The 25903-nt window shown below is 48.6% G+C and carries 24 protein-coding genes; 12 read left to right on the top strand and 12 right to left on the bottom strand.

Annotated elements, in window-relative coordinates; translation table 11 throughout:
• The first annotated feature begins 33 nt into the window (after positions 1–33).
• The gene (locus HP552_RS18790; RefSeq protein ID WP_312884312.1) at positions 34–1074 is read left to right on the top strand and encodes an LCP family protein; all 1041 of its coding nucleotides are present in this window, start codon (positions 34–36) and stop codon (positions 1072–1074) included.
• Positions 1075–1258: 184 nt separating this feature from the next.
• A complete protein-coding gene (locus tag HP552_RS18785; protein WP_175396921.1) occupies positions 1259–3847 on the top strand; it encodes a DUF2339 domain-containing protein in 2589 nt (862 codons plus the stop codon).
• Between the two features lie 199 nt (positions 3848–4046).
• On the opposite strand, the gene HP552_RS18780 is transcribed toward HP552_RS18785, so the two are convergent.
• Positions 4047–4202, bottom strand: a complete 156-nt coding sequence (locus HP552_RS18780) for a hypothetical protein (RefSeq protein WP_175396920.1) — start codon at positions 4200–4202, stop codon at positions 4047–4049.
• Between the two features lie 212 nt (positions 4203–4414).
• On the opposite strand from HP552_RS18780, the gene HP552_RS18775 reads away from it, so the two are divergent.
• Together HP552_RS18775 and HP552_RS18770 are read left to right on the top strand one after the other, a co-directional pair.
• A complete protein-coding gene (locus tag HP552_RS18775) occupies positions 4415–5104 on the top strand; it encodes an FHA domain-containing protein (protein WP_175396919.1) in 690 nt (229 codons plus the stop codon).
• Positions 5105–5133: 29 nt separating this feature from the next.
• On the top strand, positions 5134–5712 hold the full coding sequence (locus HP552_RS18770; protein ID WP_175396918.1) for a class I SAM-dependent methyltransferase: 579 nt from the start codon (positions 5134–5136) through the stop codon (positions 5710–5712).
• A 54-nt stretch (positions 5713–5766) separates the two neighbouring features.
• Here the strand turns inward: HP552_RS18770 and HP552_RS18765 are convergent, their stop codons facing one another.
• The 3 genes from HP552_RS18765 to HP552_RS18755 are packed head-to-tail and all read right to left on the bottom strand — an operon-like array spanning position 5767 to position 9617.
• Complete coding sequence (locus HP552_RS18765; protein WP_246310954.1) at positions 5767–8091, bottom strand: carbohydrate-binding domain-containing protein; 2325 nt, start codon at positions 8089–8091, stop codon at positions 5767–5769.
• A gap of 34 nt (positions 8092–8125) precedes the next feature.
• Entirely contained in the window at positions 8126–8806 is a 681-nt protein-coding gene (locus HP552_RS18760; protein ID WP_175396917.1) for a DUF4956 domain-containing protein, read from the bottom strand.
• Positions 8799–9617, bottom strand: a complete 819-nt coding sequence (locus HP552_RS18755; protein ID WP_175396916.1) for a polyphosphate polymerase domain-containing protein — start codon at positions 9615–9617, stop codon at positions 8799–8801. The genes HP552_RS18760 and HP552_RS18755 overlap by 8 nt, the downstream gene beginning before the upstream one ends.
• A gap of 256 nt (positions 9618–9873) precedes the next feature.
• Here HP552_RS18755 and HP552_RS18750 point away from each other — a divergent pair, with 256 nt between their 5' ends.
• The 3 genes from HP552_RS18750 (at position 9874) to HP552_RS18740 (ending at position 12212) form a co-directional block, all read left to right on the top strand.
• Positions 9874–10551: a response regulator transcription factor gene (locus tag HP552_RS18750; protein ID WP_175396915.1), complete on the top strand. Its 678-nt coding sequence runs from the start codon at positions 9874–9876 to the stop codon at positions 10549–10551.
• Positions 10551–11843, top strand: a complete 1293-nt coding sequence (locus HP552_RS18745; RefSeq protein ID WP_175396914.1) for a sensor histidine kinase — start codon at positions 10551–10553, stop codon at positions 11841–11843. Before HP552_RS18750 ends, HP552_RS18745 begins: the two co-directional genes overlap by 1 nt.
• Positions 11844–11957: 114 nt before the next feature.
• Positions 11958–12212, top strand: a complete 255-nt coding sequence (locus HP552_RS18740) for a hypothetical protein (protein WP_376768967.1) — start codon at positions 11958–11960, stop codon at positions 12210–12212.
• A gap of 148 nt (positions 12213–12360) precedes the next feature.
• On the opposite strand, the gene HP552_RS18735 is transcribed toward HP552_RS18740, so the two are convergent.
• Complete coding sequence (locus tag HP552_RS18735) at positions 12361–13128, bottom strand: SDR family NAD(P)-dependent oxidoreductase (RefSeq protein ID WP_175396912.1); 768 nt, start codon at positions 13126–13128, stop codon at positions 12361–12363.
• Positions 13129–13325: 197 nt separating this feature from the next.
• Here HP552_RS18735 and HP552_RS18730 point away from each other — a divergent pair, with 197 nt between their 5' ends.
• The gene (locus HP552_RS18730) at positions 13326–13964 is read left to right on the top strand and encodes a TetR/AcrR family transcriptional regulator (RefSeq protein ID WP_175396911.1); all 639 of its coding nucleotides are present in this window, start codon (positions 13326–13328) and stop codon (positions 13962–13964) included.
• Between the two features lie 18 nt (positions 13965–13982).
• On the opposite strand, the gene cobA is transcribed toward HP552_RS18730, so the two are convergent.
• From cobA to nirB, 4 genes are read right to left on the bottom strand one after another with little or no spacing between them, the layout of a single operon-like run.
• Positions 13983–14753: a uroporphyrinogen-III C-methyltransferase gene (cobA, locus tag HP552_RS18725; RefSeq protein WP_175396910.1), complete on the bottom strand. Its 771-nt coding sequence runs from the start codon at positions 14751–14753 to the stop codon at positions 13983–13985.
• Positions 14750–15631 (bottom strand): formate/nitrite transporter family protein, encoded by an 882-nt coding sequence (locus HP552_RS18720; protein ID WP_175396909.1) that lies wholly within the window; start codon positions 15629–15631, stop codon positions 14750–14752. Before HP552_RS18720 ends, cobA begins: the two co-directional genes overlap by 4 nt.
• Before the next feature lie 52 nt (positions 15632–15683).
• Complete coding sequence (gene nirD, locus HP552_RS18715) at positions 15684–16001, bottom strand: nitrite reductase small subunit NirD (protein ID WP_175396908.1); 318 nt, start codon at positions 15999–16001, stop codon at positions 15684–15686.
• Between the two features lie 16 nt (positions 16002–16017).
• Positions 16018–18459 (bottom strand): nitrite reductase large subunit NirB, encoded by a 2442-nt coding sequence (nirB, locus tag HP552_RS18710; RefSeq protein ID WP_175396907.1) that lies wholly within the window; start codon positions 18457–18459, stop codon positions 16018–16020.
• 593 nt (positions 18460–19052) lie between these two features.
• On the opposite strand from nirB, the gene HP552_RS18705 reads away from it, so the two are divergent.
• Together HP552_RS18705 and HP552_RS18700 are read left to right on the top strand one after the other, a co-directional pair.
• The gene (locus HP552_RS18705; RefSeq protein WP_175396906.1) at positions 19053–19646 is read left to right on the top strand and encodes an ANTAR domain-containing response regulator; all 594 of its coding nucleotides are present in this window, start codon (positions 19053–19055) and stop codon (positions 19644–19646) included.
• An 18-nt stretch (positions 19647–19664) separates the two neighbouring features.
• Positions 19665–20741, top strand: coding sequence for an anthranilate phosphoribosyltransferase (locus tag HP552_RS18700; RefSeq protein ID WP_175396905.1), 1077 nt, complete (start codon positions 19665–19667; stop codon positions 20739–20741).
• An 8-nt stretch (positions 20742–20749) separates the two neighbouring features.
• On the opposite strand, the gene HP552_RS18695 is transcribed toward HP552_RS18700, so the two are convergent.
• Positions 20750–21262: an acyl-CoA thioesterase gene (locus HP552_RS18695; protein ID WP_175397085.1), complete on the bottom strand. Its 513-nt coding sequence runs from the start codon at positions 21260–21262 to the stop codon at positions 20750–20752.
• Between the two features lie 164 nt (positions 21263–21426).
• Positions 21427–22050, bottom strand: coding sequence for an acetate uptake transporter (locus tag HP552_RS18690; protein WP_175396904.1), 624 nt, complete (start codon positions 22048–22050; stop codon positions 21427–21429).
• Between the two features lie 693 nt (positions 22051–22743).
• Here HP552_RS18690 and HP552_RS18685 point away from each other — a divergent pair.
• Positions 22744–22920 carry an aspartyl-phosphate phosphatase Spo0E family protein gene (locus HP552_RS18685; RefSeq protein WP_175396903.1) on the top strand — a complete coding sequence of 59 codons (177 nt, stop codon included), beginning with the start codon at positions 22744–22746 and terminating at the stop codon, positions 22918–22920.
• Positions 22921–23055: 135 nt separating this feature from the next.
• Here HP552_RS18685 and HP552_RS18680 read toward each other — a convergent pair whose 3' ends face one another.
• Positions 23056–23985, bottom strand: coding sequence for a response regulator (locus HP552_RS18680; RefSeq protein ID WP_175396902.1), 930 nt, complete (start codon positions 23983–23985; stop codon positions 23056–23058).
• Between the two features lie 429 nt (positions 23986–24414).
• Between HP552_RS18680 and HP552_RS18675 the strand changes: the two genes are divergently transcribed.
• Positions 24415–25857 carry an alanine/glycine:cation symporter family protein gene (locus HP552_RS18675; RefSeq protein ID WP_175396901.1) on the top strand — a complete coding sequence of 481 codons (1443 nt, stop codon included), beginning with the start codon at positions 24415–24417 and terminating at the stop codon, positions 25855–25857.
• Positions 25858–25903: the final 46 nt, after the last annotated feature.

Raw genomic sequence — 25903 nt, 5'->3', positions numbered from 1 at the left:
AAATGATTCTAAGAACCCGTTATTAAAGGAGACATGATGGATAACAGTGCTGCACATTTAACCCGCCGGAAGCCGAAGAAACCGAAGAAGAGATGGAAGAAACCCCTAATCATTACCCTTAGTGTACTGATCGTGCTGGGAGGACTCGGATATGTCTACCAAAAACAGCTTGTCCTGCTGGCATTTGAACTATTTGCCTCAGGTACGGTGAAGGAAGCGCTGGACGATTCCTACAAGCCGGTTGGAGACCAGGATGCGGAAGCCCCTGTAGTGCAACATACCGATCCGTTCTCGCTGCTGCTGCTGGGGATTGATCAACGGGATAATGAACCAAGCCGTTCGGATACAATGATCTATTCCGTCGTGCGTCCGGACGACAATAAAGTGCTGCTGCTGTCCATTCCGCGAGACTCCTATACCGAGATTGTCGGGCGGGATGTGAAGTCGAAGATTAATTCAGCCTATGCCCATGGCGAAGCCAAGATGGCAATGGATACGGTGGAGAATTTGCTGGGAAACAAAGTGGACTTCTATGCCGCGATTAATTTTAACGGACTTAAGGATATTGTTGATGCGGTTGGCGGCGTTGAACTGCCGATTAAGAAAAATATTGAGAACAAACTCAAAAGTCATGAGAAGCTGTTTGTGGAAGCGAACAAACCCATCTATAGCGGCGAAGAAGCGCTGGGTTATGTAAGATACCGGGAGGACTCCGACTTTAACCGGACGATGCGTCACCGGATTTTCTTAAGTGCATTCATGAATCGTGCGTTAGAGGTCAAAAATCTGACCAAGATCCCGGACGTCATCAAGATTGCCGGATCGAATTTTACAACGAATATGAGCTCGGATTTCATCGTGAACTTTGCCGAGTCCTTATATATGAAAGACAGCGCGCCAACGATCAGCAACTACATGCTGAAGGGTGAAGGCGCAACCCGCAGTGGCACATGGTATTATGATCTGTCGGAGGACGATCTGCAGCATGTGCGGACCATGCTGAGCAATTGGCTGGATCCGGATGCTACCGATATTATGGAGCCAGAGTCAGCGAATGAGAACGAAGCGGCTTAGAGCTGTCCGGATTGTAAAATAGTTCTGATGTAAACCCCGAGAGGCGAATGGCTTCCGGGGTTTTTGCTGTGTAGTAATGAAATATAGGCGGATAAATGGATATAACGAACTTTTGGCTCATTTTATCGCATATCTATAGTAAAATATAGGGAAACAAATCAACATCGACCAACGGAGGAAGCTTATGAAGGACTTCAAAGATCGACTTCGCCAGGTTCAGGAACAGCAGAGGCAGCTGGTGAAAGAATACAACTCCCTGCTTCAGGACTATCAGTCCGATGACCTGATCGTGCAGAATGAACAGCTTCATGAGCAGGTTGAAGCTCATAAGCAGAAGCTGCATCAGCTGGAGACGCGTGCACGCAAGATGGAGGAGGAGAATGCCCGTCTTCGAATGGCTCTATCCGAACAGATGCTGGATGAGAAACTGAACCTCATTAGGGTATCACAGGAGAAGATGGAGACGTACTTTCGCGGAAAGACGGGTGTACATAATGACCGGCTGGAAGCTCATGAACATCGTACCAAAATAAACATGAATGCCTTATTCAACAAAGCTTCAGAAGAGCTTCAGGGAGATGCCGATGAGTTTAAGGAGAGAATTGCTTATCTGGCTGCAGAGGTAAAGGAACGAATCGAATTACACCGACAAACGCTATGGGAACGGGAAGAAGCGGTACGTCAGCAGATGAAGCATGGCTACGAACATATGGCGGAGGAAGGCTTGAGTGAAGAGACCATTCAGCGCCGGATTCGCCAGAACCGAATGGAGATGAAGATTGGACTAAGCTGGATCAATAAGGTTGCCATTCTGCTTATTATTCTCGGCGTTGGCGCAGCATTCCAGTATTCGTACTCTACCTGGTTCAATGATGAGATGAAAGGCGGCGCCTTCTTTCTGCTTGGTGTGCTGATGCTTGCCGGGGGAGAGTGGCTGTTTCGGCGCAAGCATCGGACATTTGCAATGGGATTGCTTGGCGGCGGAATCTCCGTTCTGTTCGGCTCCATTTTCTACAGTTATTTTCTGCTCCATATTATCGGTTTATATACGGGTCTTGGACTTTCTGTGCTCGTTTCGGCGGTGTCTGTCCTGCTGTCACTAAGATATCAGTCCAGGACGATCTGCTCGCTGGGTCTGGTGGGTGGTTATCTGCCCCTGTTCTCGTATATGGCCTACTTCGGTCTCAGCGGAAATTCTGTGTACGTGGCCATGATTTATTTGCTGCTGCTTAACGGCATTATTGTACTCATATCCTTCGGCAAACGCTGGCCGATCGTGCATTACATCAGTTTTCTGTTCAATACACCGTCCATGTTAATCCTTTTGTGGCTTTCGCCAAGCCACGTTGTGGGCATGGGATATGCTGTTGTTACGTTTGCGCTGTATCTGGGCATTACCCTCGCGTATCCATTCAAGCATCGGGTGAAATTGACCTGGTGGGACTTTGCCCTGCTGGCCATGAATACAAGCATCAGCTGCCTGATGCTGTATGTGCTCTTTGACGCCGAAGGCTGGGATGACGCGCAAGGCTTGCTGGCGCTTATATTCTGCCTGGTTTATTTTGGGCTTGCCCGATGGGTACAGCGCAATATGGTTCAGGAGAAGCAAACGCTGCTTTTGTTCTACATCACATCCCTGACCTTTGCCATTCTGATGATCCCGTTCCAGTTTGGGGCGAAGTGGCTGTCCATGGGCTGGCTCATCGAGGGTATTCTGCTGGTTATGTTGGGTCATTTGAAGCGGTTCAGGTCGGTTGAACGTGCGGGATGGGGCGTTGTGCTTCTGTGCGTGTTCACCTTCGTATATTATGATGTGCTGGTGTTGTACATGGTGGGAGAGCAGTCTTATTTTATGCTAAAATACTCCTGCATTACGCTGGGTGCCCTATTCATTACCCTGTATTATGCCATGGTTGGCAGGGGGTTATTGTCCAAAGCCAAGATTCAACACAGTGTGCTGGAACTTGGCACTCTGAATATATTCAAATACGCTACCCTCGGCAATCTGTGGTTGTACGTTCTGTACGAATCGAATGAGCTGTATACCCGTGCGGTCGAAGGGACGTTCTTGCTTTACTTGTTCTACAAATGGCTGATGTTCGCTGCACTGACTATCGCACTGGCGTATGGGTTAAGTAAAGCAAAAGTACTCCATGACCGGATTGTGCAGTATTACACAACCTTTCTGCATGCAGCAGGCTGCTGTATTGCACTGGCAGTAACGTTATCCATGCCGGCACTTGAGCCGGGAGTTCAGCAGCATTCGGCAGCAGAGATTGTGGGACTGCTGGTTCTGATTATTTTTAATGTCGGTGTATTCTTCGCGGGAAGAGATCTGTTGATTGCAGGCATACGCGGGCAGTTCAAAAGTGTCGAGTGGTATCCCGTCATTGCAGGCGTTTATCTGCTGGGTGTCATCACCGTCTTTCTGACAGTACAGTTCCAGTGGGGAGATATTGGTCTGATGTTCAGTTTGGTATACCTGCTGCTCGCCATCCTGTACATCGCATATGGATTCCGAAGAAGGTACGTCATGATTCGTCGTCTCGGACTGGGCCTGACGTTGTTCTCCACGGGGAAAATGGTGTTCTACGATGTCAGTTTGCTGACAACGGGCAGCAAAATTATCGCCTATTTTAGCTTCGGTGTGTTGTTGCTGGGCATTTCCTATCTGTATCAGAAGGTATCCAGCAGAATGGAGGAGGTTCAGGCCAGAGAGACATCGCGGGCGGAAGAGCCGGATCGGTCTGAGGAAGAGGAAGAAAAGTACTGAATATAAACAAATGCCAGGCAATAATCCCTTTTTTCCTATTGAAACCAAACAGGCCTCTTGCCGCTGTGCTGTCAGCGTTCAAGGGGCTTCTTCATGTAGGTCTGCGCGATAGGCGAGCAGAGACTCTTATTTTATAATCATGATGATTATGACATTGGTGAAACGTTTTTTACATAGACCGCGTTATAATAGAATAAGCCTATGGCTGGGTGTTCAGATGCAGCCATGATGTTTCGGTAGCGGGTGTGCTGTTTAGCGATTCTCCGGGTTCATCCGTCATTCGTGACAGTACGGTTAATGTAATGGACAGGGCAAAGGCGAGCAGCACATATATGAAAATGTTCTTTTTGTTCATGTAAGATACCTCTCTTGTTGATTAAGCTGGATGGAAGACCGTTATGAGAAAAAAGGCACAACGTCTGGTATAGTAGAGAAAAGCATACAACGATACCTGTATACACTATATAAATCGTCAGGAATGCAAACAATGGAACAAATCTGATGAAATTATCATTATTCATGAACAAGTCATAGAGATCGAGCGAAATTCGAAGGTGGGAGATTAACATGCGGGAGACGGCAAAAATCGTCATTCGTACACCTGGGCAGGAAAGCGATGGTTCATTTGCTTATGTAAGCCTGGGTCGTTCCATAACGGTGGGACGTTACACGGGTGGCGGTGAATCGGACTTGTCCGTGTATAATCAGCTGATATCGAAGCGGCACTGCCGCATTCATTATGATGCACAGCATCAGCTGTGGATTGAGGATCTGGATAGCAAAAATGGAACCGAATTAAACGGGCAGCGGCTCGTTCCCTATGAGAAATACCCGTTTGGCGAAGGAGACAGCCTGACCATGGTCAATGGCTTGATCCAGCTTCGCATGGAAGGTGATCTCGAAGAAACGCGTGAATACCGTATATCCGACCTGCTCGGCGAGGGCGTCCGGGTACATGATCATCTGCAGACCGTACAGATTGGCGAGGTGGAAATCCCGCTGTCGAAGAAGGAGTTCCAGCTGTTCAAGCTGCTGTATAGTCAATTGGATCATTTTGTGACGAGAGAGCAGATTGTCGGCCAAGTATGGCCTGAACGAAGCATGCTGGAGAGTGATTCGGTAGGGATCGATGAGATTAATTCATTGATCTATCGGACCAATCGCAAGTTGGGTGTTCATTTTACGATTAAATCCGTCTACAAAAAGGGTGTATACATGAAGTCTCATGTGCCTAACGTAATGGGTGGCATGATGTAAACAGTCTGTATGAACAAAGGGATGAGGCCATGTTGATCGTTCAAATCATTCCATGGCTGATTGCCGTGGTAACACTGATCGCCGTAGTAGCCATTGTGCTGGTCAGCTGGAAAAATGGAATATCACCCATGCCCACGTCCCGAATGGTCAGGCAGGTGGTCATCCAGGAGATAGGCCGCATCCCTGGTTATGGTGATATCATTGAGGCCGGCTCCGGTTGGGGCACGCTGGGAATGGACATCGTCCGTCATTGTCCGGGCAAGCGGATAACCGGGATTGAGAATTCGCTTATTCCACTTTGGTTTTCGCAAGCCATGTCCAGCATGATGATTGGATTCAGGAGAGCCAATGGCGTCCGCAATTCAATGAAAGGTCGACTGCGTTTCGTACGCGGGGATATCTATCATAGTTCCTATGAACATGCAGATGGTGTGGTTTGTTATTTGTATCCCGGAGCCATGGCCAGGCTCGTCGACAAGTTTACCCGGGAGCTTCCGCCCGGAGCACGGGTTATTAGTGTCTGTTTCGCACTGCCGGGGAAGGTGCCTCTCCGAACGATTACGTGTAGGGATACTTTGCGTACGAAGGTATACGTCTATGTATTTTAGTGAATCAAAGAAGAAGCTGATGCGTTAGCACCAGCTTCTTCTTTGTTATGTCTATTATTTTGTGGAATCCGTCGTGCTTGTACTTGTAGTTGTTCCATCTGTAGTTGTGCCTTCTGTTGATGTTCCGGATTGCGTTCTGTTTCTTCCGCCGCCGAATCCACCTTGGCCGCGGCCTCCACCCGGACCACCCATACCGGTATTGGCAGTCGTTACACCGGATTCATTCACCCAAGTGACGTTGCTTGTGGATTGGAAAGCAACTACTTTGGTGCCGCCGCTGTACGTACCGTCTGTGTACAGGCCATCTGCAGCTGAGCCGGTTGATGTTCCACCGGAGTAGATTTCATAAGAGCCGTCTTCTTTCAGATCAGGAGAGCTGATGACAACCGATTGATAATCTTTTGCCGGAGCAAAGGTCAGGATGCTGTTGCCATCGCTGTCTTGTACATGAACCAGAGTTCCTGCGTTTTGCGTTTCAGGGAATGTCATGACGATCGTATTTTGAGTTGAACTGTCCGATGTACCTTGAGCCATACCGGAGCTGCCGGCTGCGATCAGGTAACCACCACTCAATTCAAATGTGCCATCATAGTCGAGCGGGCCATTGCCATCATTGGTTGGACCGTTCACAATTACGGTTCCGCCAGTCATGTAGATGGAACCATTGGAGTCAAGTCCATCACCGTCTGCATTGACGGTAAGGGATCCACCGTTAATATGAAGTTCACTGTTTCCAGCGGATTCACCTGGCATACCTCCTGGGGCGCTACCTTGTGGACGAGTATTGCCATTTGCGTCCGTACTTTGAGCTGCTTGATCCGTAGTTGATGTTGTGCCTGTCGTCTCTGTTACAGAGATGTTGGAAGCTGCAGTTGTGTCTGCTGCTTGAGTGCTGTCTTCTCCTGTCGTTGCGGCAGCATCCTCAGTTGTTGCAGTGATGTCACCTGAAGCATTGACACCATCATCTGAAGAAGTTACGTCCACATCACCATCATTCAGTGTAATGGATGCTCCTTCAAGCCCTTCATAGCTCTTCGCAATAACAACTGTTCCACCGTTAATGGTCAGCGCCAAGTCAGCATGAATGCCGTCATCGCCGGATTCAAGGGTAATCTTGCCATCGTTGATCGTTACATTGCTATTGCTGTGCAGGGAATCATCCATGGAATCAATGGTATACGTACCGCCGTTAACGGTAAGATCTGCCCCTGCTTTAAGTGCTTTGGCACTTGTCGATTCTGTTTCTGTTGTAGTTGTTGCCGCAGCATCTGCATCCGAAGCAGTAGTCGATGCCTTATCAGCAGAACTTGCCGGTGCTGCACCTGTGGCATTCGTTCCATCCGCTGCCGGCATATCAGCAGGCGGTTCACCATCTGGTGGAGTACCCATGTCGGTTGGAGGTGTTCCACCACCCCAGCCGCCGCCAAATGGACCTTCTTCTGCTTTCGCTGGTGCATTGGCGCTGCCGCCGCCAGTTACGATGTTGAATGTGCCACCATCCGTAACGAGCGCAGTCTCGGCCTGAATGCCGTCGTTTCCGCTTTGAATATTGAATGTACCGCCAGCAATGGCGACGAAGCCTTTTTCAGCATCTGTATCATTGGTTGATTTAATACCGTCACCTTCTGCATCAACCGTAATGGTGCCTTCCTGAATCGCGAGCATATCTTTACCTTTGATACCGTCGTCGGCTGCTTTGACGTTGATGGTGCCACTTACAATTTTGAGATCATCCTTACTTGTGATCCCTTCATTGTAGTTACCTGTAACGGTGAGTTTGCCTGTGCCGTTAAAGGTCAGGTCCGCTTTGCTGAAGATGGCTGCATCAGGCTCATCCGTTGTGTCATCAGCGTATACATAGGTTTTGCCATCGGAAACGGCGTTCTCGGTTCCTTCTTGCAGGGTAATAACCGCTTTGCCTGCTTCCTGAATATAGATGGCTGCACTGTCATTATCGTGGATGGTTGCTCCATATAAGACGAGGTGAACCGTTCCTTTGTCGGTTACATTAACTATGATCTGGCCGTCCGTCAGTTCGCCGCTAAGTACATAAGTACCTGCTTCGGAGATCGTTACCGAGCCGTTCGCCGCTTTGGCTCCGGAACCAGTAACGGTCGCTGTCTTTCCGCTTAGCTTAATGGTTGTAGAGTCGGCTTCACTCCAACTTACATTGGTATCGTCTGCATCCATGGAAACCAAGTCTGCATATTTAACAGAGGTCTGCTCACTGACGGATACCGTTTTGGTTGTACCCGTCGTTGATGTTGCGGCATTAGCGGTGGAGTTGGTCGCTGCAGGAGCACTGCATGCGGTAACCATTGCGGTAATCATTGCTACGGACCATAATTTGCTGCCTGCAATCCATTTTTTATTCATCATGATCGTTCCTCTCTATTTGTAAAATATCTTCGAATTAATATTCCGGTGTTGGTGCCATATTTAAGGAGATGTCCAGATTACCGTTGCGTGTACGGACGGCATCAAGGAATTCCTTCTGATTGACGTGTTGGCCAAGATGAACCAGATAGACCAGTTCGTATAGGCTGCCGAGTTCGGTTGTTCTAACTTTGTTCAACTGGTAATCCACATTGAATTTTTTGAATACTTCATCAAAAGCTTCTTCATAGCTCAGGTTTTCAGGAATGGTGACTTTAAGCAATTTTTGCTGACTCTTTTTGGCTCCGAATTTGAAATAGCTCAGAACAAACATCAGTACGCACAAGATGATGGTGAACAATATCGCGTATCCGAAGGCACCGACGCCGCAGGCAAGACCGGAAGCCATGGTGAACAGGACATAGGAGATATCTTTTGGATCACCGGGCGCGCTTCGGAACCGGATGATCGAGAAGGCACCAGCCAAGCTGAAGGCACGGGCCACGTTGCTGCCGATCAGCAGAATGATGATCGCAACGATAACGGGCAGGACAACCATGGTTAACGTGAAACTCTGGGAGTATGTGTTTGCATTGGTTTTCATGTAAGTGAGACTGATAATCGCACCCATAAGGATGGCTAGGCCAATCGTAATCACGGCACTGCTGAATGTCAGCGTCGTGTCGGTTAATGCAGAACTGAAAATGGAATCAAGCATATACTACACTCTCTCTTTCTATGATCGTTTTGTTTGGTTTTATGGCTGGATCGAAGTCAGTACCCGGAACGAGAGTCCGTTCGCCTTGGTAGTTCAGGTTCGTCGTTCTAACGAGGCGTTTGAATTCGTTGCCGTATTTGGAAAAGCCGACACGGTACAAGCCGTGCTCCGACAGCAGCTGGGATAGCCAGAACGGAACGGTTTTTTCCGCCTTTACTTCCATCAGCCAGCGACCGTCTTCCACCAGAGGCTCGCCGTAATCCCCTTGCTCCAGCTTCAGATCATATCTGCGGCTGCGGATATTGGTGTCAAAGGTAATGCGGAGATCGCGGCTGTTCTTATCGAACAGGGCCTTGCGTTCATAGGCCAGATACACCTTTGGTTCCAGGTCGTATAGGCGGAGGAAATATTTGATTTCCTCGACAACCTGCTTGTTCATGTAATCCTGCAGCTCAGGTGCCTGTCCCGTGCGAACGAATTCATATGCTTCGTCCAGCATCAGGGCCGTTCTTCTTTTGTTCACCAGGCCGAACACTTTCTTTTTGATCTCCAGATACACTTTGGCATTCTCTTCAGGTACACCGTAAGCCCGCAGTCTCAGCTTCTCCTTGTACTTCGGTTTGGAGAGACTGGCGCGGATCAGGGAATCCTGCGGAGTGTCGAAGTACAGGTTGCTGATGGAGTAGAACTCGTGTTTCTTGTTGTACGCATCCAGTTCCATATACTTCAGCAGATCGTTGTAGAAATGTTCATACTGTTGATCGGTCAGAAGGTACTTGCTCTCATATCGGTTGAATACTTCAATCGCCATTTAAGAATCATTCCTTTCGTTAGTGGTTTATGTTGTGTTTCATTTCATCGTGTATTGCTTCCATGTCTGTATCTTAGAGGGCCAACCTTGAATGAATCTTAAATGATTTTACATTCCGTTGATCTTTTTTTACCTTCCTATAATAGTTCTCGTGGAATTAATGAATTAAGATTGATTCAAGGTTCCACAGGTAGAATGATTGATATAATAAAATAAAATTGCGACGAACAATTCAAGGCAGAGGAATGAGTTAATCATGAGAATATTAATTGCGGAAGATGAGGTTCATTTGGCAGAGGCCGTATCCCAGATATTGAAGAAAAACAATTATTCCGTGGACATGGTCCATGACGGCAGATCAGCACTGGATTATGCGCTAAGCGGTATATACGATCTTCTTCTGCTCGACATCATGATGCCGGAGATGGATGGAATCAGTGTGCTGCGGAAGCTGCGCAGTGAGGGAAACCATACACCTGTCATTCTGCTGACGGCCAAGGGAGAGCTCTCGGACAAGGTGGCCGGACTGGATACGGGTGCGGACGACTATATTGCGAAGCCTTTTGCGACAGAGGAATTGCTTGCCCGGATTCGGGCAGCACTTAGAAGAAAGGGCGAGGTTGTGCCAGAGGATGGGCTGAAGTTTGGTGACATCGAACTCAATACGACACAGCTAAAGCTGACCGTGCAGGGCAAGGAGATCAAACTCAATCTAAAAGAAAATGAGCTGCTGGAACTGCTGATTACCCGCAAACAGGCCATCACTTCCAAAGAGCAGATTATCGAGAAGCTGTGGGGCTTCGACTCAGAGGTGGAATATAACAACGTGGAGGTGTACATCTCCTTTTTGCGCAAGAAACTGACCTTCCTCAACTCCTCCGTCCGCATTAATACGATTCGGGGTGTGGGTTATGTACTTGAGGTGACGTCCTGATGTTTAAGAAACTCCGAAATCGGTTTTTGGTCGTCAACCTGGTGTCCATCTCCATCATGATGCTGGTTGCGTTTGCGACAATCTACATTATTACGTATCAGAATGTACAGCGGGAAACCAACATGGAGCTGTTCAAGGTATCAGATTTCTATCATGGTCCATATAACTCATCCAACATGCCGCGCACAGATGAGACGAAATCCGGTGAACCTCGATCGGAAGTTCAAGGAAACGGACCTGGAGGAGATCCCAATTCACCACCGGGACGTTCCGTATCATTTATGATCAAGACCGATAATGCATGGAATATTACAGATACCCACTCCAGATTTAGTATGGAAGATACGTTTTACACAGAAGCACTGGAGAAGGTAGATCAGGCTGGTCATACGGAGCGTAAGACTGGACAATTTGCGCTGGATGGCACAAACTGGGCCTATGTAATCGACCCGAGCAGCGATGGGCATATGATTGTGTTCATTGATGTGACGGCCCAACAGGGCATTCTGACGAATCTGATCTATACATTTGCCATTGTAGGACTGGTCATGCTGATTGTGATCTACTTCCTGAGCCGATATTTTGCCAATCGTTCCATTAAGCCGGTCAAGGAAGCTTTTGAGAAACAAAAGCAGTTCATTGCCGATGCTTCCCATGAGCTGAAAACACCGCTGGCCATCATTAATACGAACACCGATGTACTGCTCGCCAATCGCGAGGATACGATTGATAGCCAGGCCAAATGGCTGCATTACATCAAGTCGGAGACAGAGCGTATGTCCCGGTTAACGAGCGATCTGTTATATCTGACCGAGATTGACGATTCACGTTCCACGATGATCCATTCCAAGTTTGATATGAGTGATGCGGTAGAAACCATTATTTTGACGATGGAAGCTGTTATTTTTGAGAAAAATATATCCCTGGACTACAGCATTGAGCCGCAGCTCATGGTCCATGGCAACAGCGAACAGATCAAGCAGGTCATTCTGATTCTGCTGGATAATGCCGTGAAATATTCCAGAGCCAAAGGCGCGGTCAATGTATCGTTGAAGAAACAAAATCATGAGGTGGTGCTTGCGGTCTCCAATACAGGGGAAGGCATTGCACCGGAGCATCTTGATCGTATCTTCGATCGCTTCTATCGCACGGATGCCTCCAGAGCCCGAAAGCATGGGGGGCACGGCCTCGGTCTGGCCATCGCCCGTTCCATTGTGGACCAGCATAAAGGTCAGATCTATGCCCGGAGTGTGGTGGGCGAAGGGGCAACGTTCTACGTTCGTTTAACCTAGATCCGAATAAGGCATGTCTGATATGGGTTAACCTATGCTACAATGGCAACAGTATGTATGAACCGAGGAGCTGAACTGAACGTGACTGAAACGAATTCCATTAATGAGCAGGAAATGATGCAATATATTGCGGAGAAGACTAAGGCAAGCCAAGCGAATATTGCTCTTGTGCTGAAGCATGAGCAGGCGTACATCAACAAGGCGCATGAAAATGCCAAAGGTAAAGACGTTGATATTGACGGTGATGACTTGGCTGACTACATTCTTGGTCGTAAAGATGTGAAGCTGGATGAGTTGACCGTGGAAAGCATTCTGGATGCTGAAATGGACTATTTAATGGAAAAGGGCCATGCAGGATACGTGGATTAAAACGACTTAATCGGTAGTTTGGATTTTGTGGGATATCAAAAAGGAGCCTGGTAACAGGCTCCTTTTGTTTTAGATCTTATGTTATCTTATATTTGAAGATCAGCAGGTACCCTTTAGGATTCCTTTTTCCGCGTGGTAACCGCGAATATTATTGACCCATCATACCGCCATCTACCGTGTAGAGGGAAGCTGTTACATAGGAAGCCTCTTCGGACAACAGGAAGTTCATCACGGCAGCTACTTCTTCTGGTTCGCCATAGCGGCCCATCGGAATGCTGGCTACGGTAGCATCCTGATAATTTTCTACGTTGCCGGAGTTTGCTTCGATTTGGCGCATCATGCGAGTGTTAATGGTTCCGGGCAATACAGCGTTTACCCGGATGTTGTATGGGGCAAGTTCATTCGCTGCTGTGCGAGTGAGACCAACCACCGCATGTTTGGACATAATATATGGAGATACAGCAGGTGCACCCATCAGACCTGCGAGGGAAGACGTGTTCAGGATCGCACCGGATTTTTGTTTTTTCATGACCGGAATGACGTTTTGCAGACCCAAGAATACGCCACGAACGTTAACGTTATATACCATATCCAGTGCTTCAACGCTCAGATCTTCAATCAGACCCGTTGGACCTTCGATACCGGCGTTGTTGGCAAAGTAGTCGATTCTGCCAAAGGCATCAAGTGCTTTTTGTACATAGTTTTTCACGTCTGCTTCCTGGGATACATTTGCTTTTACAGCAATCACGTGCTCTTTGTCGAGGTTGAGGTCTGTAATCGTCTGCTGGATCGCTTCTTCGTTCAGGTCCACCAAAACCAGATTGATTTTGCGTTCAGCAAGTCGGCGTGCCAATTCTTTACCGATGCCTCCGGCAGCCCCTGTAATAACCGCTGTATGTGTATAGGATGTACTCATGATAAAATCCGCTCCCTTATTTGTATTGGCAGGTGTTCATCAAAAAAAAGATGCAACCTGTCGTCTATCGTTCCTGTCTCAATGTTAAGATATACATAGTCATGTGACAATAATCATTGACAGCGTATATGTCTGCTATCGGACACAGATGTAAGCGGTGTTTATTTAGGTTACAATAATGGACAAAGGAGGCGGAAATGTTGATTATCGAACACCCTCAGGACCGGAGAGCACGAAGAACACAGGATGCGATCATCGCTGCGACGGTTTCTTTAATACTGGAAAAGGGAGCTGATGCCGTCACAATCCGTGACATCACCGAGCGGGCAGACTACAATCGGGGCACGTTTTATTTGCATTTTCCTGGCAAACCGGAGCTGCTTGAATTCATTTTGGAGGATTTCATGCAGGGAGTGGGCCAAGCCTACGCCAAACCGTACGCTGAATTAAAGGAAGTGGATATGACCGGACTGCTGCCTTCTACGATGCCGGTATTCGAATATATCGAAGCGCACCAGGACGTCTTCCGTGCCTTAATCACGATGCATAGTGATATGGGTTTAAGACTCTGCAATATGTTCCGCGCGTATTTAACCGAGGATTTTGTGCTGGTAACTGAAGATAGCGAGTACACCATTAATTACGATATTATGCTGAGTTATCTGATATCGGCTACGGTCGGTGTCATCATGCACTGGGCGGAAATTGGGTTCAAGTATTCTGCACATTATATGGGGGAACAGTTGACGGCATTGATCAACATCAAACCGACCCGTCTGCTGATTGAACCAGGGCAGAAGGGTCGGACCATTCACGAGCGTATGCTGTTGGATTAGAAAGATGTATACGGGCAGCTATCCCGTCATGGAAGCATCGGCTGCTTGCTGGAGCTGAAGCAATTGTTCGCGTACGAGAACAGCCTCGCCGACAATGATCAGCGCGGGATTGTTCACCTTTTCCGAAAGGGAGAGGGCATGAAGCTGGCCCAGCGTGCCAGTAATGATTCGCTCCTCTGAGGTGGTTCCGCGTTCAATCAGGGCTGCTGGTGTGCAGCTGCTTTTGCCGGATTGCAGCAGTTCGTGTTGAATGAGGGGCAGCTGGCTGATCCCCATATAGATCACCAAAGTATCCACACTGTGGGCGAGCAGATCCCAGCGAACGGATGATACACGGCCATCACTCCCCGTGCCAGTCACACATGCAAAGGTCGAAGCCACTCCCCGGTGGGTTAATGGAATCAGGGATGAAGCAGATGTACCCACAGCTGAAGTAATACCGGGGATAACCTCGAAGGGGATCCCTGCCTGTGCCAGCACGAGTGCTTCTTCACCTCCGCGTCCGAAGATGAACGGATCACCGCCCTTGAGCCGGACAACCCGTTTGCCTTCCGCAGCGTGAGCAACCAGCAGCCGTCCAATCATCTCCTGACTCATGGAATGAAGTCCGGGGGCTTTCCCGCAATAGATCCGGAGTGCTGCTTCAGGAGCTTCCGCAAGCAAATCATCATTCACAAGTCGGTCATACAAGAGGATATCTGCCGTTTGGATGCGTTTCAGAGCTTTCACGGTAATGAGTTCCGGATCTCCAGGACCGGCGCCAATGATACTTACCAGGCCCCGGCTCATGACCGTGTCCCCAGTTTGGACGAGGACTCTGCATTCGCCATTCCTGAACGACCGCCATGGATGGTTGCCAGCTTGGAGGTCATTGGAACTGAGCTTCCCCAGCGGTGTGCAGCATATAATCCTAACCCAGTGAATATGGCACCGCCGATGAAATTGCCAAGCAGCACCGGAATCTGATTCCATAACCACCAGTCAGCGATACTGACATCAGCACCAAGCATCATCCCTGCAGGTATAACAAACATGTTCACCACAGCGTGTTCGAATCCCTGAGCGAAAAATATCATGATGGGCAGCCACATGGCCGCAATTTTACCGAGCGTGGAGGTCGATGTCATCGCCATGACTGCACCGAGCGTGACCATCCAGTTGCACAAGATGGCTTTAATGATGACAAGAACAATGCCTGCGCCGCCCAGGTGTTGATACCCGAGCGTCTTGGCCTCACTGGTCTGGATCAGAGTTTGGATGAGCGGACTGCTCATATCTGTTCCCATCTTCGTCAGCGTAAGTTCATATAACAGAGCGTAGAACAGGCATCCAAGCAGATGGCCTGCAATGACCCATGTATAATTGCGCAGCATATCCATGAAGGTGATTCTGCGTTTCATCACAGCGAGTGGAATCATGGCGAAGCTGCCTGTCACCAGCTCAAGCCCGAGCAGGACAATAATCACGAATCCTGCCGGGAATATCAGCGCACCAGCCAAACCAACGGAAGTTTGAGCTACAGCGGTATACGCTAGCGTTGTGGCAAATGCGAGAATCGCTCCAGCCAGGAAACCACGGATTAACATCTGGACCCGATTCATTCTGGCTTTATTCTCGCCTGCGTCGACCATTGATTGCAGCACTTCTGCAGGTTTAACAAAATCCATAGCGTACGCCTCCTTGATTCATGATGTGTCAGGCACTCTCCAATATGAAGACTTAACCTGCAATGGTGATATAGATTTCTCCGCTGTTGTCATCCACTTCGGTTTTATAAGTGTTTAGACAGCCGTCATCCGGTTCATATACCTTGCCACTCCGGAGATCGATCTTCCAGTCATGCAGCGGGCAATGGACTGCCGTTCCGCATACCATGCCTTCCGAAAGCCTGCCGCCCTTGTGAGGGCAGCGATTTTCGACGGCGTGCAGACTCCCGTCACTCAGTTTGAAGACGGCAATTTCGGTATCCAATACCATAAACGTCCGAGCTCCCTTTTCATCAATATCCGCAAGGTGTCCAATTCGCAATCGGTTCATCGCTGATCCTCCTCTTCTAGTGGGCTGCCGGCTGTGTGCCAGCGAGTGGGGTGAAGTTTTTGCGCAGTTTCTCGTCTTCAATGATTTCCTTCCAAGGATCAACCGTGCGGCCAAGTGTCAGTTCAAGCCGTTCGACCAGAGCGAGCCGCTCTTCGCGGTCCTCGAGTGCCTTCTTCACATGGTCCAGACCGACACGTTCAATCCAGGCTGCTGTTCTCTCATTCCAGCGTGCGTTCTCTCTATAGTATTGCAGGTATGCATAGGTCCACTCTTCCACTTCAGCATCCGTTTTGACCGTACACAGCAATTCCGCTGCGCGGACCTTGACCCCGCCGTTACCGCCAACATGCAGTTCCCATGCCCCATCAATCGCAACGACACCCAGATCCTTAATGGTGGCTTCTGCACAGTTCCGCGGACAGCCGGAGACAGCAAGCTTCACTTTGGCAGGAGCAACCATTTTGTCGAGTTTTTTCTCCAGACGAATGCCCATCTCAATGGAATCCTGTGTTCCGAATCGGCAGAAGGTGTTGCCGACACATGTTTTCACCGTTCGAAGTGCCTTGCCATAACCGAATCCGGACGGCATATCGAGTTCTTCCCAGATCTTCGGCAGATTCTCTTTTTGTACACCGAGCAAATCGAGCCGTTGTCCGCCTGTGAATTTCACCATCGGCACATCATATTTCTCGGCAACGGTGGCGATCTTGATCAACTCGGCTGGAGAAGTAACACCTCCGTAAATCCGGGGAATGACCGAGTACGTTCCGTCTTTTTGAATATTGGCGTGGTAGCGTTCGTTCGTGAACTTGGATACCCGTTCATCTTCGTATTCGGCCGGCCAGATCATGCCGAGGTAATAGTTGAGGGACGGACGGCACTTGGAGCAGCCTTCAGGTTCATTCCAGCCGAGTACATTCATGACTTCCTTGACCGTCTTCAATCCCATCTCCTTGATCTGGGCAACGATTTCGTCGCGATCATAGGAGGTACAGCCGCAGATGCCTTCCTTCACCTGTTCACCAACTGCATCACCTGCATAATGGACGAGCAGGGATTCCACAATCGGTTTACATCCTCCACAGGACGCAGAAGCTTTGGTACAGGACTTGATGGCACCGAGCGTGTTACATCCCTTGTTCAGTACCGCATCACCGATGGCAGCCTTGGTGACACCATTACAACCGCAGACAATTTCATCATCTGGCATGGCTGCCATGCGCTCAGCTGCCGATGGACCAGATCCTGAACCTCCGGCCGATACTCCAAGCAAAATTTCCTTTTCGCGTCCACTAATGTTTTCACCGCTTTTAATGAGGGAGAAGAGGGAGGCGCCATCTGTTGTATCTCCGAACAGTACAGCTCCAATCAGCTGGCCGTCCTTCATGACCATCTTTTTGTAGACTCCGTCCACGTCGTCCTGTATACGAATGCTGCGGGTATCCGCCGCATCCTTGAATTGTCCTGCGGAGAACACATCTACACCGGAAACCTTCAGCTTGGTCGAAGTCACAGACCCTTCATATCCTTCCGTCGCTGCACCCACCAGACGTTTGGCCAGGACCATCCCCTGTTCATACAATGGGGCCACCAATCCATACGCAATGCCGCGGTGCTCCGCACATTCACCGACCGCCGAAATGCCAGGGATACTGGTATTCATGTAATCATCAACGATGATACCGCGGCTCACGTTCAGCCCAGCCTGACGGGCCAGCTCAACCTGAGGACGAATGCCGACGGCCATAACAACCAGATCGGTTTCGAGCACTGTCTGATCGGTGAAACGCAGGGACTTTACGCGATGTTTGCCTGTAATTTCTTCGGTATGTTTGTTCAAAAGAAACTTCATACCCTGCTCTTCAAGCTCCCGCTGAAGCATCAGGCCTGCAGGCAGATCCAGATTCCGGTCCATCAGATGGCCGTTAATATGAATAACCGTGACATCCATCCCCAGATTGAGCAGACCGCGCGCGGCTTCCAGGCCAAGCAATCCACCACCAATCACGGCCGCTTTTCGATACTTTTGCGATGCAGCCATCATCGTCTCACAATCTTTGATATCACGGAAACCAATGACACCTTCCTTGTCTGCTCCAGGTAAAGGCAGAATGAATGCCTGTGATCCCGTTGCCAGAATCAGCTCATCGTAAGACGCACGGATACCTGCCTGGGAGACCACTTCCTTGCGCTCGGCATCGATCCGAATGACAGGATCACCTGGGTATACCTTAATGCCGTTATCTTCGTACCAGCTCCATTCGTTGATTACGATATCTTCAATGCTCGTGCCGCCTGCCAGCACAGAGGAGAGCATGATGCGATTATAGTTGGGGTGCGGCTCAGCACCAAAAACCGTAATTTCATAAGCATGCGGAGCAAGTTTTAGAATATGTTCAATTGTACGAATACCTGCCATACCATTGCCGACCAGCACCAGTTTTTTCGTTGTACTCATTGTGATTAGCCCCCTTGGTTCCATTCTGCGAAATGCCCTTGCCTCGTTCCAGAAAAATAGAAAAAGCCTGTCATGCCTCGGAGGACTGCGTATATGCATACGCTTCCCTTGATCCGAGATTGCAAAACAGGCTTCATTGCCGTTTCAACCAGCTACGCCGTTGTAACTGTGATCGATTCAAATATGGAGTTGTTATGGCCTAACTATAAAAGATCCTTCTCTCCATGTCAATATAGTTAACATAAAAAAGTATTTGAAATTTGAAGTTAATTATGTTTACATGTGTGTAATGGAAATAAGGGCCGAACAACGAACGGATGGATCGAACCTTAGCGCACAAACTTATAATACGAAGGTTATAGAGATAAGAAGCATACTTAAGAGGCAAGTAAACAGTACGGAACTTAGGAAGAGAGCCCTCTAAACATTATAGTGATCCGGCATATGTGTTACCGAAATGCATAATCAAGTTCAAATTTGTATATTTTCACCTTAAGATATTGTTAGGTTATATGACATCTAATCATGCTGTTATGTTTAGATGCTTAAGTTAACTAATTCTGTCTATGCATTAAGGGAGGGATTGATCCATCATGCGATCTTTATTGGTCATCCGTGTAGAACCAACGATAGCTGCCTCATCCGATGCAATCCCTCTTACACCTGAGAGACTGCTTGGGGCAAACGGGTACCATGTGCAGGTGACAGCCAGCGAAACAGAAGCACTGAAACTGTCTGCTGAAGCAGAGGCATCTATCCTGCATCTGTCACTGGTCGATGTGGAATATTGGGTACGCTGCCTGGGAAAGGGGAAAACGAACACCCCATTGTTATGGTGGTGCGCACCGGATACAGCCTCTTCCTCGGTGGAATCCTGCGAGGTGGAAGCTTCATTGGACGGAATATTGACTCCATCCATGATTGGACCTGAAATTCACTGGACACTGCATTTTGCAGCCAAGCGGTACATGGAACGCAAGCAGTGGGAGCAGGAGCGAAAACAGCTGCAGTCCCGGCTTGAGGATCGGAAATGGATTGACATGGCGAAGGCTATTTTATGTGATTTGAAGCAGATCTCCGAATCGGAAGCTTACGATCTGTTACGCAAGAGAGCGATGGATGAACGCAAACGAATGGTGGATGTAGCGACAGCAATTGTTAAGGCGCATCAGCTGCTCCAGTCTTAATCGAAAGGAGGACGCATCATGGACATGTCTGAGATTCTCAGGGAGGTTGGACGTGGAAAACGCGGTTCGCGTGATCTGAATTATGCCGAGGCACTGTCTGTTGCCGAGCATATTTTGAGACAGGAGGTATCGCCTGCTCAGACAGCTGCTTTTCTGATGGCGGAACGGATGAAGATGGAAAATGTCGAGGAGCTGGAAGCCTTCGTCCATGCATGCCGGAACAGTGCGGATCGCCTGTCCGTATTTCAGGATGGACTCGATTGCGCAGGCCCTTATGACGGACGAACCAAATCGTTTATGGCTACTTTTCCGGTTGCCTTTGTATTGGCAGCAGCCGGGGTTCCGGTGACATTGCATGGAAGTGAGCCGTTACCACCCAAATGGGGGGTAACCTTGTCTATGCTGCTGAGGGAATCAGGTATTGATACAACGAAAATGGATCGGGAGGATGCCAGGATTGCTGCGCAGAGGACAGGTGTCATGTATGTGTCTTCTGAAGAATGGTGTGCTCCGCTTCGGCAGCTAAGACCTTTGCGTGAGGAACTTGGCTTCCGTACGGTTTTTAATACGGCTGAGAAGCTGATCGATTTTAACCATTCGCCTTATCTTGTTTTCGGTGTATTTCATAATACGTTTCTGGATCGGATTGCGAAGCTGCTTACCCGCTTTGAATACCGCCGGGCTTACGTGGTACAGGGGATGGAAGGTTCGGAAGACCTGTATATTGACCGACCTACACGTGTATATGCTGTGGAAAACGGGGATACGAAACTGGAATTGGTGGACCCTGCAGCTTACGAGTTGGATATACCTGTACCCGAGGTGGCATGGACGGCTGCCAAGCAGCTGGAAGTGGCAGAATCGGTGTTGAGCGGAGAGGGGCATATCGCCTTTGTGAACCAGGTCCTGCTGAACGCTGGCTTTCGTCTGTATGTGACAGGCCGCGTTGGTTCGATTGAAGAGGGTGTATACACCTGCCAGAGTCTGCTTGAGAGCGGAGCGGCGTATCGGAAGTATCAGCAATGGACTGTCTCCATGGGCGGAGAATTGCCGGATAGCAGAGCATTGTCCACGTATCCGGCTACATCCAGATAATGTTTCAATTACTCCCAAGGATAGGTAACGGTAAGGAAGTCAGCGAATTTTTTGCTCTCTTCCCGCCGCTGCTTCCGCATGGCCGCCCGATCGGGAGCGGTCTCGTATAGTTTCTTCTCCTCTTCCGTCTCCGGAATGATTCGGGGAACGATGAGTTTGCGATTATTTTCATCCAAGGCCACAAAGGTCAGAAATGCCGTTGCGGCAATTTTTTTCTCCCCTGTCTTCAAGTCCTCGCGAATAACCTTTACAAAAATCTCCATGGAGCTGCGTCCCGTCCAGGTTGCGAATGATTCCAGCGTGACGGAATCCGTTGGATTAATGGGATATAGAAAATCGACTGAATCGGTTGAAGCCGTTACTGTATTTACCCGGCATAGTTTGGAAGCAGCGATGGATGCAATGTCATCAATGTAGGACATCAGCTTGCCGCCAAATAAAGTATTATGGTTGTTAACATCCGTCGGGAATACCCGTGCGGTCTTGAAACAGCGTGTTTCGCGCACATATTTCTTCTCCACCTGTTCAGACTCCGTAGGTTTGGGTGTCTCTCTCATTTTCTCTTCCTCCTGACCCCATGGCTGCTGCATCTTTGCAGATCTGTGCCAGGTCTATCGTCTATTAGTGTTATTCCTAGTATAGGTGCCCGGCAACCGGCGCGCGGGCGGTTTGGTACTGCAGTATATTAAGCCTTGGCTTTGAAAATGCCGGACGGTTTGCCGATAGGCAGAAACGTATAGCCGAAGTGAGCGTTCAATACCGAAGCTCCGGTGCCGTAGAGTGACACGATTCCAATACCCATTTCTGCATACGCTGCAATGGTATGGAAGATATGAGGAGCCACGCCGAAAGCATCAAACGTCAGGCCAAGGAACAGGAAGTCAATCAGAATGAAGATGATGAGCAGTACTTTGTTGGCTTCCACAGCGCCCAGCGTCATGAATAAAGTGAACACAAGGTATCCGGCAAAGGCAAATCCGAGCTGCTTGCCATCGGCCTGTTCTGCCAGAGTGGAACCAAACACGCCCATTTTAATCAGCCAATTGGCACCCATCGCAAACCAGAAGAATGCGTATGCACCAAAAGCGGTTGTCCCAAATGTATTGTTGCGTTTGGAGTCTTGGATACAGGCGAACAGCTGTGCAAATGCTCCCAGGAAAATCGCCCATGGGATCGCGTAGCTGAGTCCGTCCGTAATTCCGAGTTTCTGGGAGGAAGCGACCAGGGTCACGATAGCCAGCCCAAATAATCCCATCGCGCTGGGATCGGCGTTTATGATTTTAACTTGAGTCCGTGAATCGGTTTGCATGGTGTTGATGAGCCTCCAATGATATCAAATCAGGATGGTATACGGGATACGATCCTCTATAAACTTTCGTATCCGCCGGGTCCGGACACACACATCGCCCTATTGTACCTGAATGGCCCGGTTATGAAAAGGAATTTGTTCACCTTGAAGAGAGGGAAAGATCTGCTGTTAAGACTATGTTAGAAATCAATGGCAGCTAACTGCGGCATCGCCTAATGCACAGACCGCCACAACTGTAATTGCTGATCGCTCTTCCAGACGAATAAGAGTACCATGTGGAATGGATCAATGAAAGTGGCCCAGCAACAAGCGAAGTGATCAAAATAAAGGTTACTCAATAATCCGATAATCTGATCGATTGGACACCTCTCTATGGCACAGAGGCTAACTTCTACTGGTTAGCTTGCATACAAGAGGGGTGTTTTTTATCGTTCATTTTCCAAAATACACAATAAAGACACAATCTTGTGAAGAGCAGGCGATCGAATGAAAACATGGATGCAAAATAGCACATAACCTGCATAAAAGGCATAGTATCACGGATTTTTCATCTTGATGCAATCATCAACATTCATGACTTTCAAAATCTGGGGGAGAATACAAAACATCCATGCCGACTATGCCAAATGTTAATCCAACTATAGATTGACAGTAAAAACTAAAATATAACACAGAAATAAGGAGGTCACGGGCATGGTTATGAGTTTGGAGTTGAAAAATCAAATCGAGAAAGCCAGACATAACCTTCATATGTTGGTAGAACATCACGAGGGTGGGCTTGGGCATCCGGATGTCATAAGGCAGTCCATGGCATTGGATGAGTTGATTAACGAATACAATCGAATGAATCGAAGCCAGACAAGAAATTAAAGATTCCTATATCGGGACAACCATAGATGAGTACATACGACGATGCGGGCATGAACATAACAGGAAGGACAGCATCCATTGCTAAACTGCTGCATTCCTGTTCATTCATGCCCGCATGTATTTTGGCGGAATTGTTCAGTGTAAAAGCCGTTTGGCTTCCATGTACAGCACTTGGACAAACTTTTTGGTGTTAATTCGGGTTTGGGACAGGGAAGGCTCCACATTGTTTTGCAGCTCCAGCATTTTCTTGCGAATCTCGGTGAAGTCGAAGAACTTCGATGCGTAATTCTCGAACTTGGGATGCGTATAATCCGTCAATCCCAGTGAGACCACATGACTTAATGTCTGGAATATCGCCCGGCGAACACGCTGCTCGGAAGCCTTGACCTCTTTGGTGATCTCCGTAGCGGAGGCATCCGTTCCCAGCTTGCGTACAGCTATATTCTGAAAGATATCCTTGAGCGACGGGAACATATACGGTGACAGTGTCTGATCCTCTGTTTCGATCTGCTCCAGATATTTCAGCATGTCCAGCAGATCCTTACTGCCCGCTTCTCCGATCATGCCCATCTCGGACAGAAGGAAATGCCCTGCTGTTGCAATCGTTTTGCTCGGAACAGATGCAGCATGGCGTCCGGCAGATGGAAGCCCGGTTAATCCCTGCAATGTTCGCTGGATATCCTGAATGGATTGCTGCATACGCAGACGTTCGTCAACCAAACGCAGGACGGACAGAATTTCCAGCCGATTAATCGGCTTTGTAATGTAGTATTCAATGCCGAGCGAATAGGCTTCGCCAATCATGCTTTTCGATTCAATCTGCGAGATCATCACAATCTTGCCTTCAAACCTTCCTTCCAATGCCCGTATGGTCTGAATCCCGTCCCGATGGGGCATGAGCAGATCAATCAGAAGCACATCCACCTTTTGCAGTTCTAGCAGCTCCGCATGAATGTGAGCGCCATCCTCCGCTTCTCCGGCAATCTCTCCCAATCCCTCGTCTTCAATAATGTCCATCAGCATTGAACGAACGCCAGGATCATCATCCACGATAAAATAACGCATAGTATCCTCCTTTCTCCTCACCGGATGTCTTTGGGCCCATGTATGTTGCAGACGGAGTAACCGTCGCGATCGTGGTTCGTTTTCTTCCTATCATACTTCGTAGTTCACTTGCTGCATAGAAGCCCTTATCCAATAAAGAACAATATGTCAGATAACGTAACAGAGTTTCGCTGAATTCGGTCCATTCACAAAAAAAATCCACAGTTGGATGTAGGAATATGTCGGTTTCCGTAGATATGACTGTAGTATAGGTAACATCCGACTGGATTGGCCATTGAATATGTGAAATGGTACAAACGGCCATTCGAACGAGCCGTTATCACTTCAAAATTATGCAATGGATCCCCTATGCAATAGTATGGAGATTTTACGCTCAGACATGCAGCCGGGATGCTGTTTAACAATATACGAATTGGAGAGGTAATGCTGATGGAGCAAACAATACAAGATATTGTCGTGATTTTCAACGATTTTTTATGGTCCAAGCTCTTAATTATCCTGCTGATTGTGTGCGGGATTTACTTCACCACCAAGACCCGTTTCATGCAGTTCCGCATGATCGGAGATATGATTAAAGTGCTGACTGAACCCAAGAGCAAGGAAGCAGGCAAGATTTCGCCGTTTCAAGCATTCTGTATCAGCATGGCTGCCCGTGTAGGTACGGGAAATATAACAGGAATTGCACTGGCTATTGCCCTTGGAGGTCCGGGGGCTGTGTTCTGGATGTGGGTCATTGCCATCATTGGGTCAGCCTCCAGTTTCGTGGAGAGCACACTGGCACAGATTTATAAAGTTAAGGATAACGGAGGCTTCCGCGGAGGTCCGGCCTATTATATGGAACGGGGATTGGGCAAACGCTGGATGGGAGTATTGTTTGCGATCCTCATAACACTATCGTTCGGTCTTGTCTTTAATGCTGTGCAGTCCAATACCATTACCGTGGCATTCCAAAACTCGTTCGGGTTGGATCGGTTGACGGTAGGTATTGTTATGGCGGTAATCTTTGCCGGAATTATTATGGGCGGCGTGAAACGTATTGCCAAGGCGTCTGAATATATCGTTGTTGTCCTCGCTGTACTGTATATCGGGGTGGCTGCATTTGTTGTGCTGGCGAATATCACGCAGCTTCCGGCAATGATTGTGTTGATCGTAAAAAATGCCTTCGGCATTGAACAGGTGGCTGGTGGTACATTGGGGGCCGCCCTAATGAACGGTGTCAAGCGGGGCTTGTTCTCCAATGAGGCGGGAATGGGTAGTGCGCCTAATGCAGCGGCCACGGCAGATACAACACATCCGGTCAAACAAGGGCTTATCCAGGCTCTTGGCGTACTGACCGATACACTTGTCATTTGTACAAGCACAGCCATGATTATCTTGCTGTCTGGGGTATACAAAGGTTCCAATCTGGGAGGCATCGAATTGACCCAGGCAGCATTAAGTATGCACATCGGTTCCTGGGCCTCCGGATTTTTGGCCGTGATGGTATTCCTGTTTGCCTTTAGTACACTCATCGGGAATTATTATTATGGGGAGACCAACATTGAGTTTATCAAGTCCAATAAGATGTGGCTGTGGGTGTACCGAATCTGCGTCATCGCAATGGTGTTGTTTGGTGCTGTAGCGAAAGTGCAGTTGGTCTGGGACCTTGCCGATCTCTTCATGGGACTGATGGTAGTCGTCAATCTGATTGCCATTCTCATGTTGTCCAAAGTGACATTCGAAGCGCTGAAGGATTACAAAAAACAGAAAGCGGAGGGGCATGACCCCGTCTTTACCCGTGACCGTATCCGTATTCCGGGCGAGGTGGAATGTTGGGAATCTGAGGCTGAAGTGAAGGGAAACCCAAAAGTGGGGATTGCGAAGCAAGCTTAGGGAACCTGGCATGTGAATGCTTGGTATGATATAAAGTAAGGTTAAA

The organism is Paenibacillus xylanilyticus (genome assembly GCF_013359935.1).
Classification (GTDB): domain Bacteria; phylum Bacillota; class Bacilli; order Paenibacillales; family Paenibacillaceae; genus Paenibacillus; species Paenibacillus xylanilyticus.
Note: the sequence above shows the minus strand (reverse complement) of the source record. Positions and strands in the feature narration are given on the sequence as shown.

Bases quoted from the DNA above. Each gene is read 5' to 3' on its own strand.
- HP552_RS18700 (WP_175396905.1), top strand. From the start codon at position 19,665: ATGGACATGTCTGAGATTCTCAGGGAGGTTGGACGTGGAAAACGCGGT.
- HP552_RS18790 (WP_312884312.1), top strand. From the start codon at position 34: ATGATGGATAACAGTGCTGCACATTTAACCCGCCGGAAGCCGAAGAAA.
- HP552_RS18745 (WP_175396914.1), top strand. From the start codon at position 10,551: ATGTTTAAGAAACTCCGAAATCGGTTTTTGGTCGTCAACCTGGTGTCC.
- HP552_RS18730 (WP_175396911.1), top strand. From the start codon at position 13,326: ATGTTGATTATCGAACACCCTCAGGACCGGAGAGCACGAAGAACACAG.
- HP552_RS18785 (WP_175396921.1), top strand. From the start codon at position 1,259: ATGAAGGACTTCAAAGATCGACTTCGCCAGGTTCAGGAACAGCAGAGG.
- HP552_RS18755 (WP_175396916.1), bottom strand. From the start codon at position 9,617: ATGGCGATTGAAGTATTCAACCGATATGAGAGCAAGTACCTTCTGACC.
- HP552_RS18750 (WP_175396915.1), top strand. From the start codon at position 9,874: ATGAGAATATTAATTGCGGAAGATGAGGTTCATTTGGCAGAGGCCGTA.
- HP552_RS18765 (WP_246310954.1), bottom strand. From the start codon at position 8,091: ATGATGAATAAAAAATGGATTGCAGGCAGCAAATTATGGTCCGTAGCA.
- HP552_RS18680 (WP_175396902.1), bottom strand. From the start codon at position 23,985: ATGCGTTATTTTATCGTGGATGATGATCCTGGCGTTCGTTCAATGCTG.
- HP552_RS18760 (WP_175396917.1), bottom strand. From the start codon at position 8,806: ATGCTTGATTCCATTTTCAGTTCTGCATTAACCGACACGACGCTGACA.
- HP552_RS18705 (WP_175396906.1), top strand. From the start codon at position 19,053: ATGCGATCTTTATTGGTCATCCGTGTAGAACCAACGATAGCTGCCTCA.
- HP552_RS18770 (WP_175396918.1), top strand. From the start codon at position 5,134: ATGTTGATCGTTCAAATCATTCCATGGCTGATTGCCGTGGTAACACTG.
- HP552_RS18690 (WP_175396904.1), bottom strand. From the start codon at position 22,050: ATGCAAACCGATTCACGGACTCAAGTTAAAATCATAAACGCCGATCCC.
- HP552_RS18780 (WP_175396920.1), bottom strand. From the start codon at position 4,202: ATGAACAAAAAGAACATTTTCATATATGTGCTGCTCGCCTTTGCCCTG.
- HP552_RS18685 (WP_175396903.1), top strand. From the start codon at position 22,744: ATGGTTATGAGTTTGGAGTTGAAAAATCAAATCGAGAAAGCCAGACAT.
- nirB (WP_175396907.1), bottom strand. From the start codon at position 18,459: ATGAGTACAACGAAAAAACTGGTGCTGGTCGGCAATGGTATGGCAGGT.
- HP552_RS18775 (WP_175396919.1), top strand. From the start codon at position 4,415: ATGCGGGAGACGGCAAAAATCGTCATTCGTACACCTGGGCAGGAAAGC.
- cobA (WP_175396910.1), bottom strand. From the start codon at position 14,753: ATGAGCCGGGGCCTGGTAAGTATCATTGGCGCCGGTCCTGGAGATCCG.
- HP552_RS18740 (WP_376768967.1), top strand. From the start codon at position 11,958: ATGATGCAATATATTGCGGAGAAGACTAAGGCAAGCCAAGCGAATATT.
- nirD (WP_175396908.1), bottom strand. From the start codon at position 16,001: ATGAACCGATTGCGAATTGGACACCTTGCGGATATTGATGAAAAGGGA.
- HP552_RS18675 (WP_175396901.1), top strand. From the start codon at position 24,415: ATGGAGCAAACAATACAAGATATTGTCGTGATTTTCAACGATTTTTTA.
- HP552_RS18735 (WP_175396912.1), bottom strand. From the start codon at position 13,128: ATGAGTACATCCTATACACATACAGCGGTTATTACAGGGGCTGCCGGA.
- HP552_RS18720 (WP_175396909.1), bottom strand. From the start codon at position 15,631: ATGGATTTTGTTAAACCTGCAGAAGTGCTGCAATCAATGGTCGACGCA.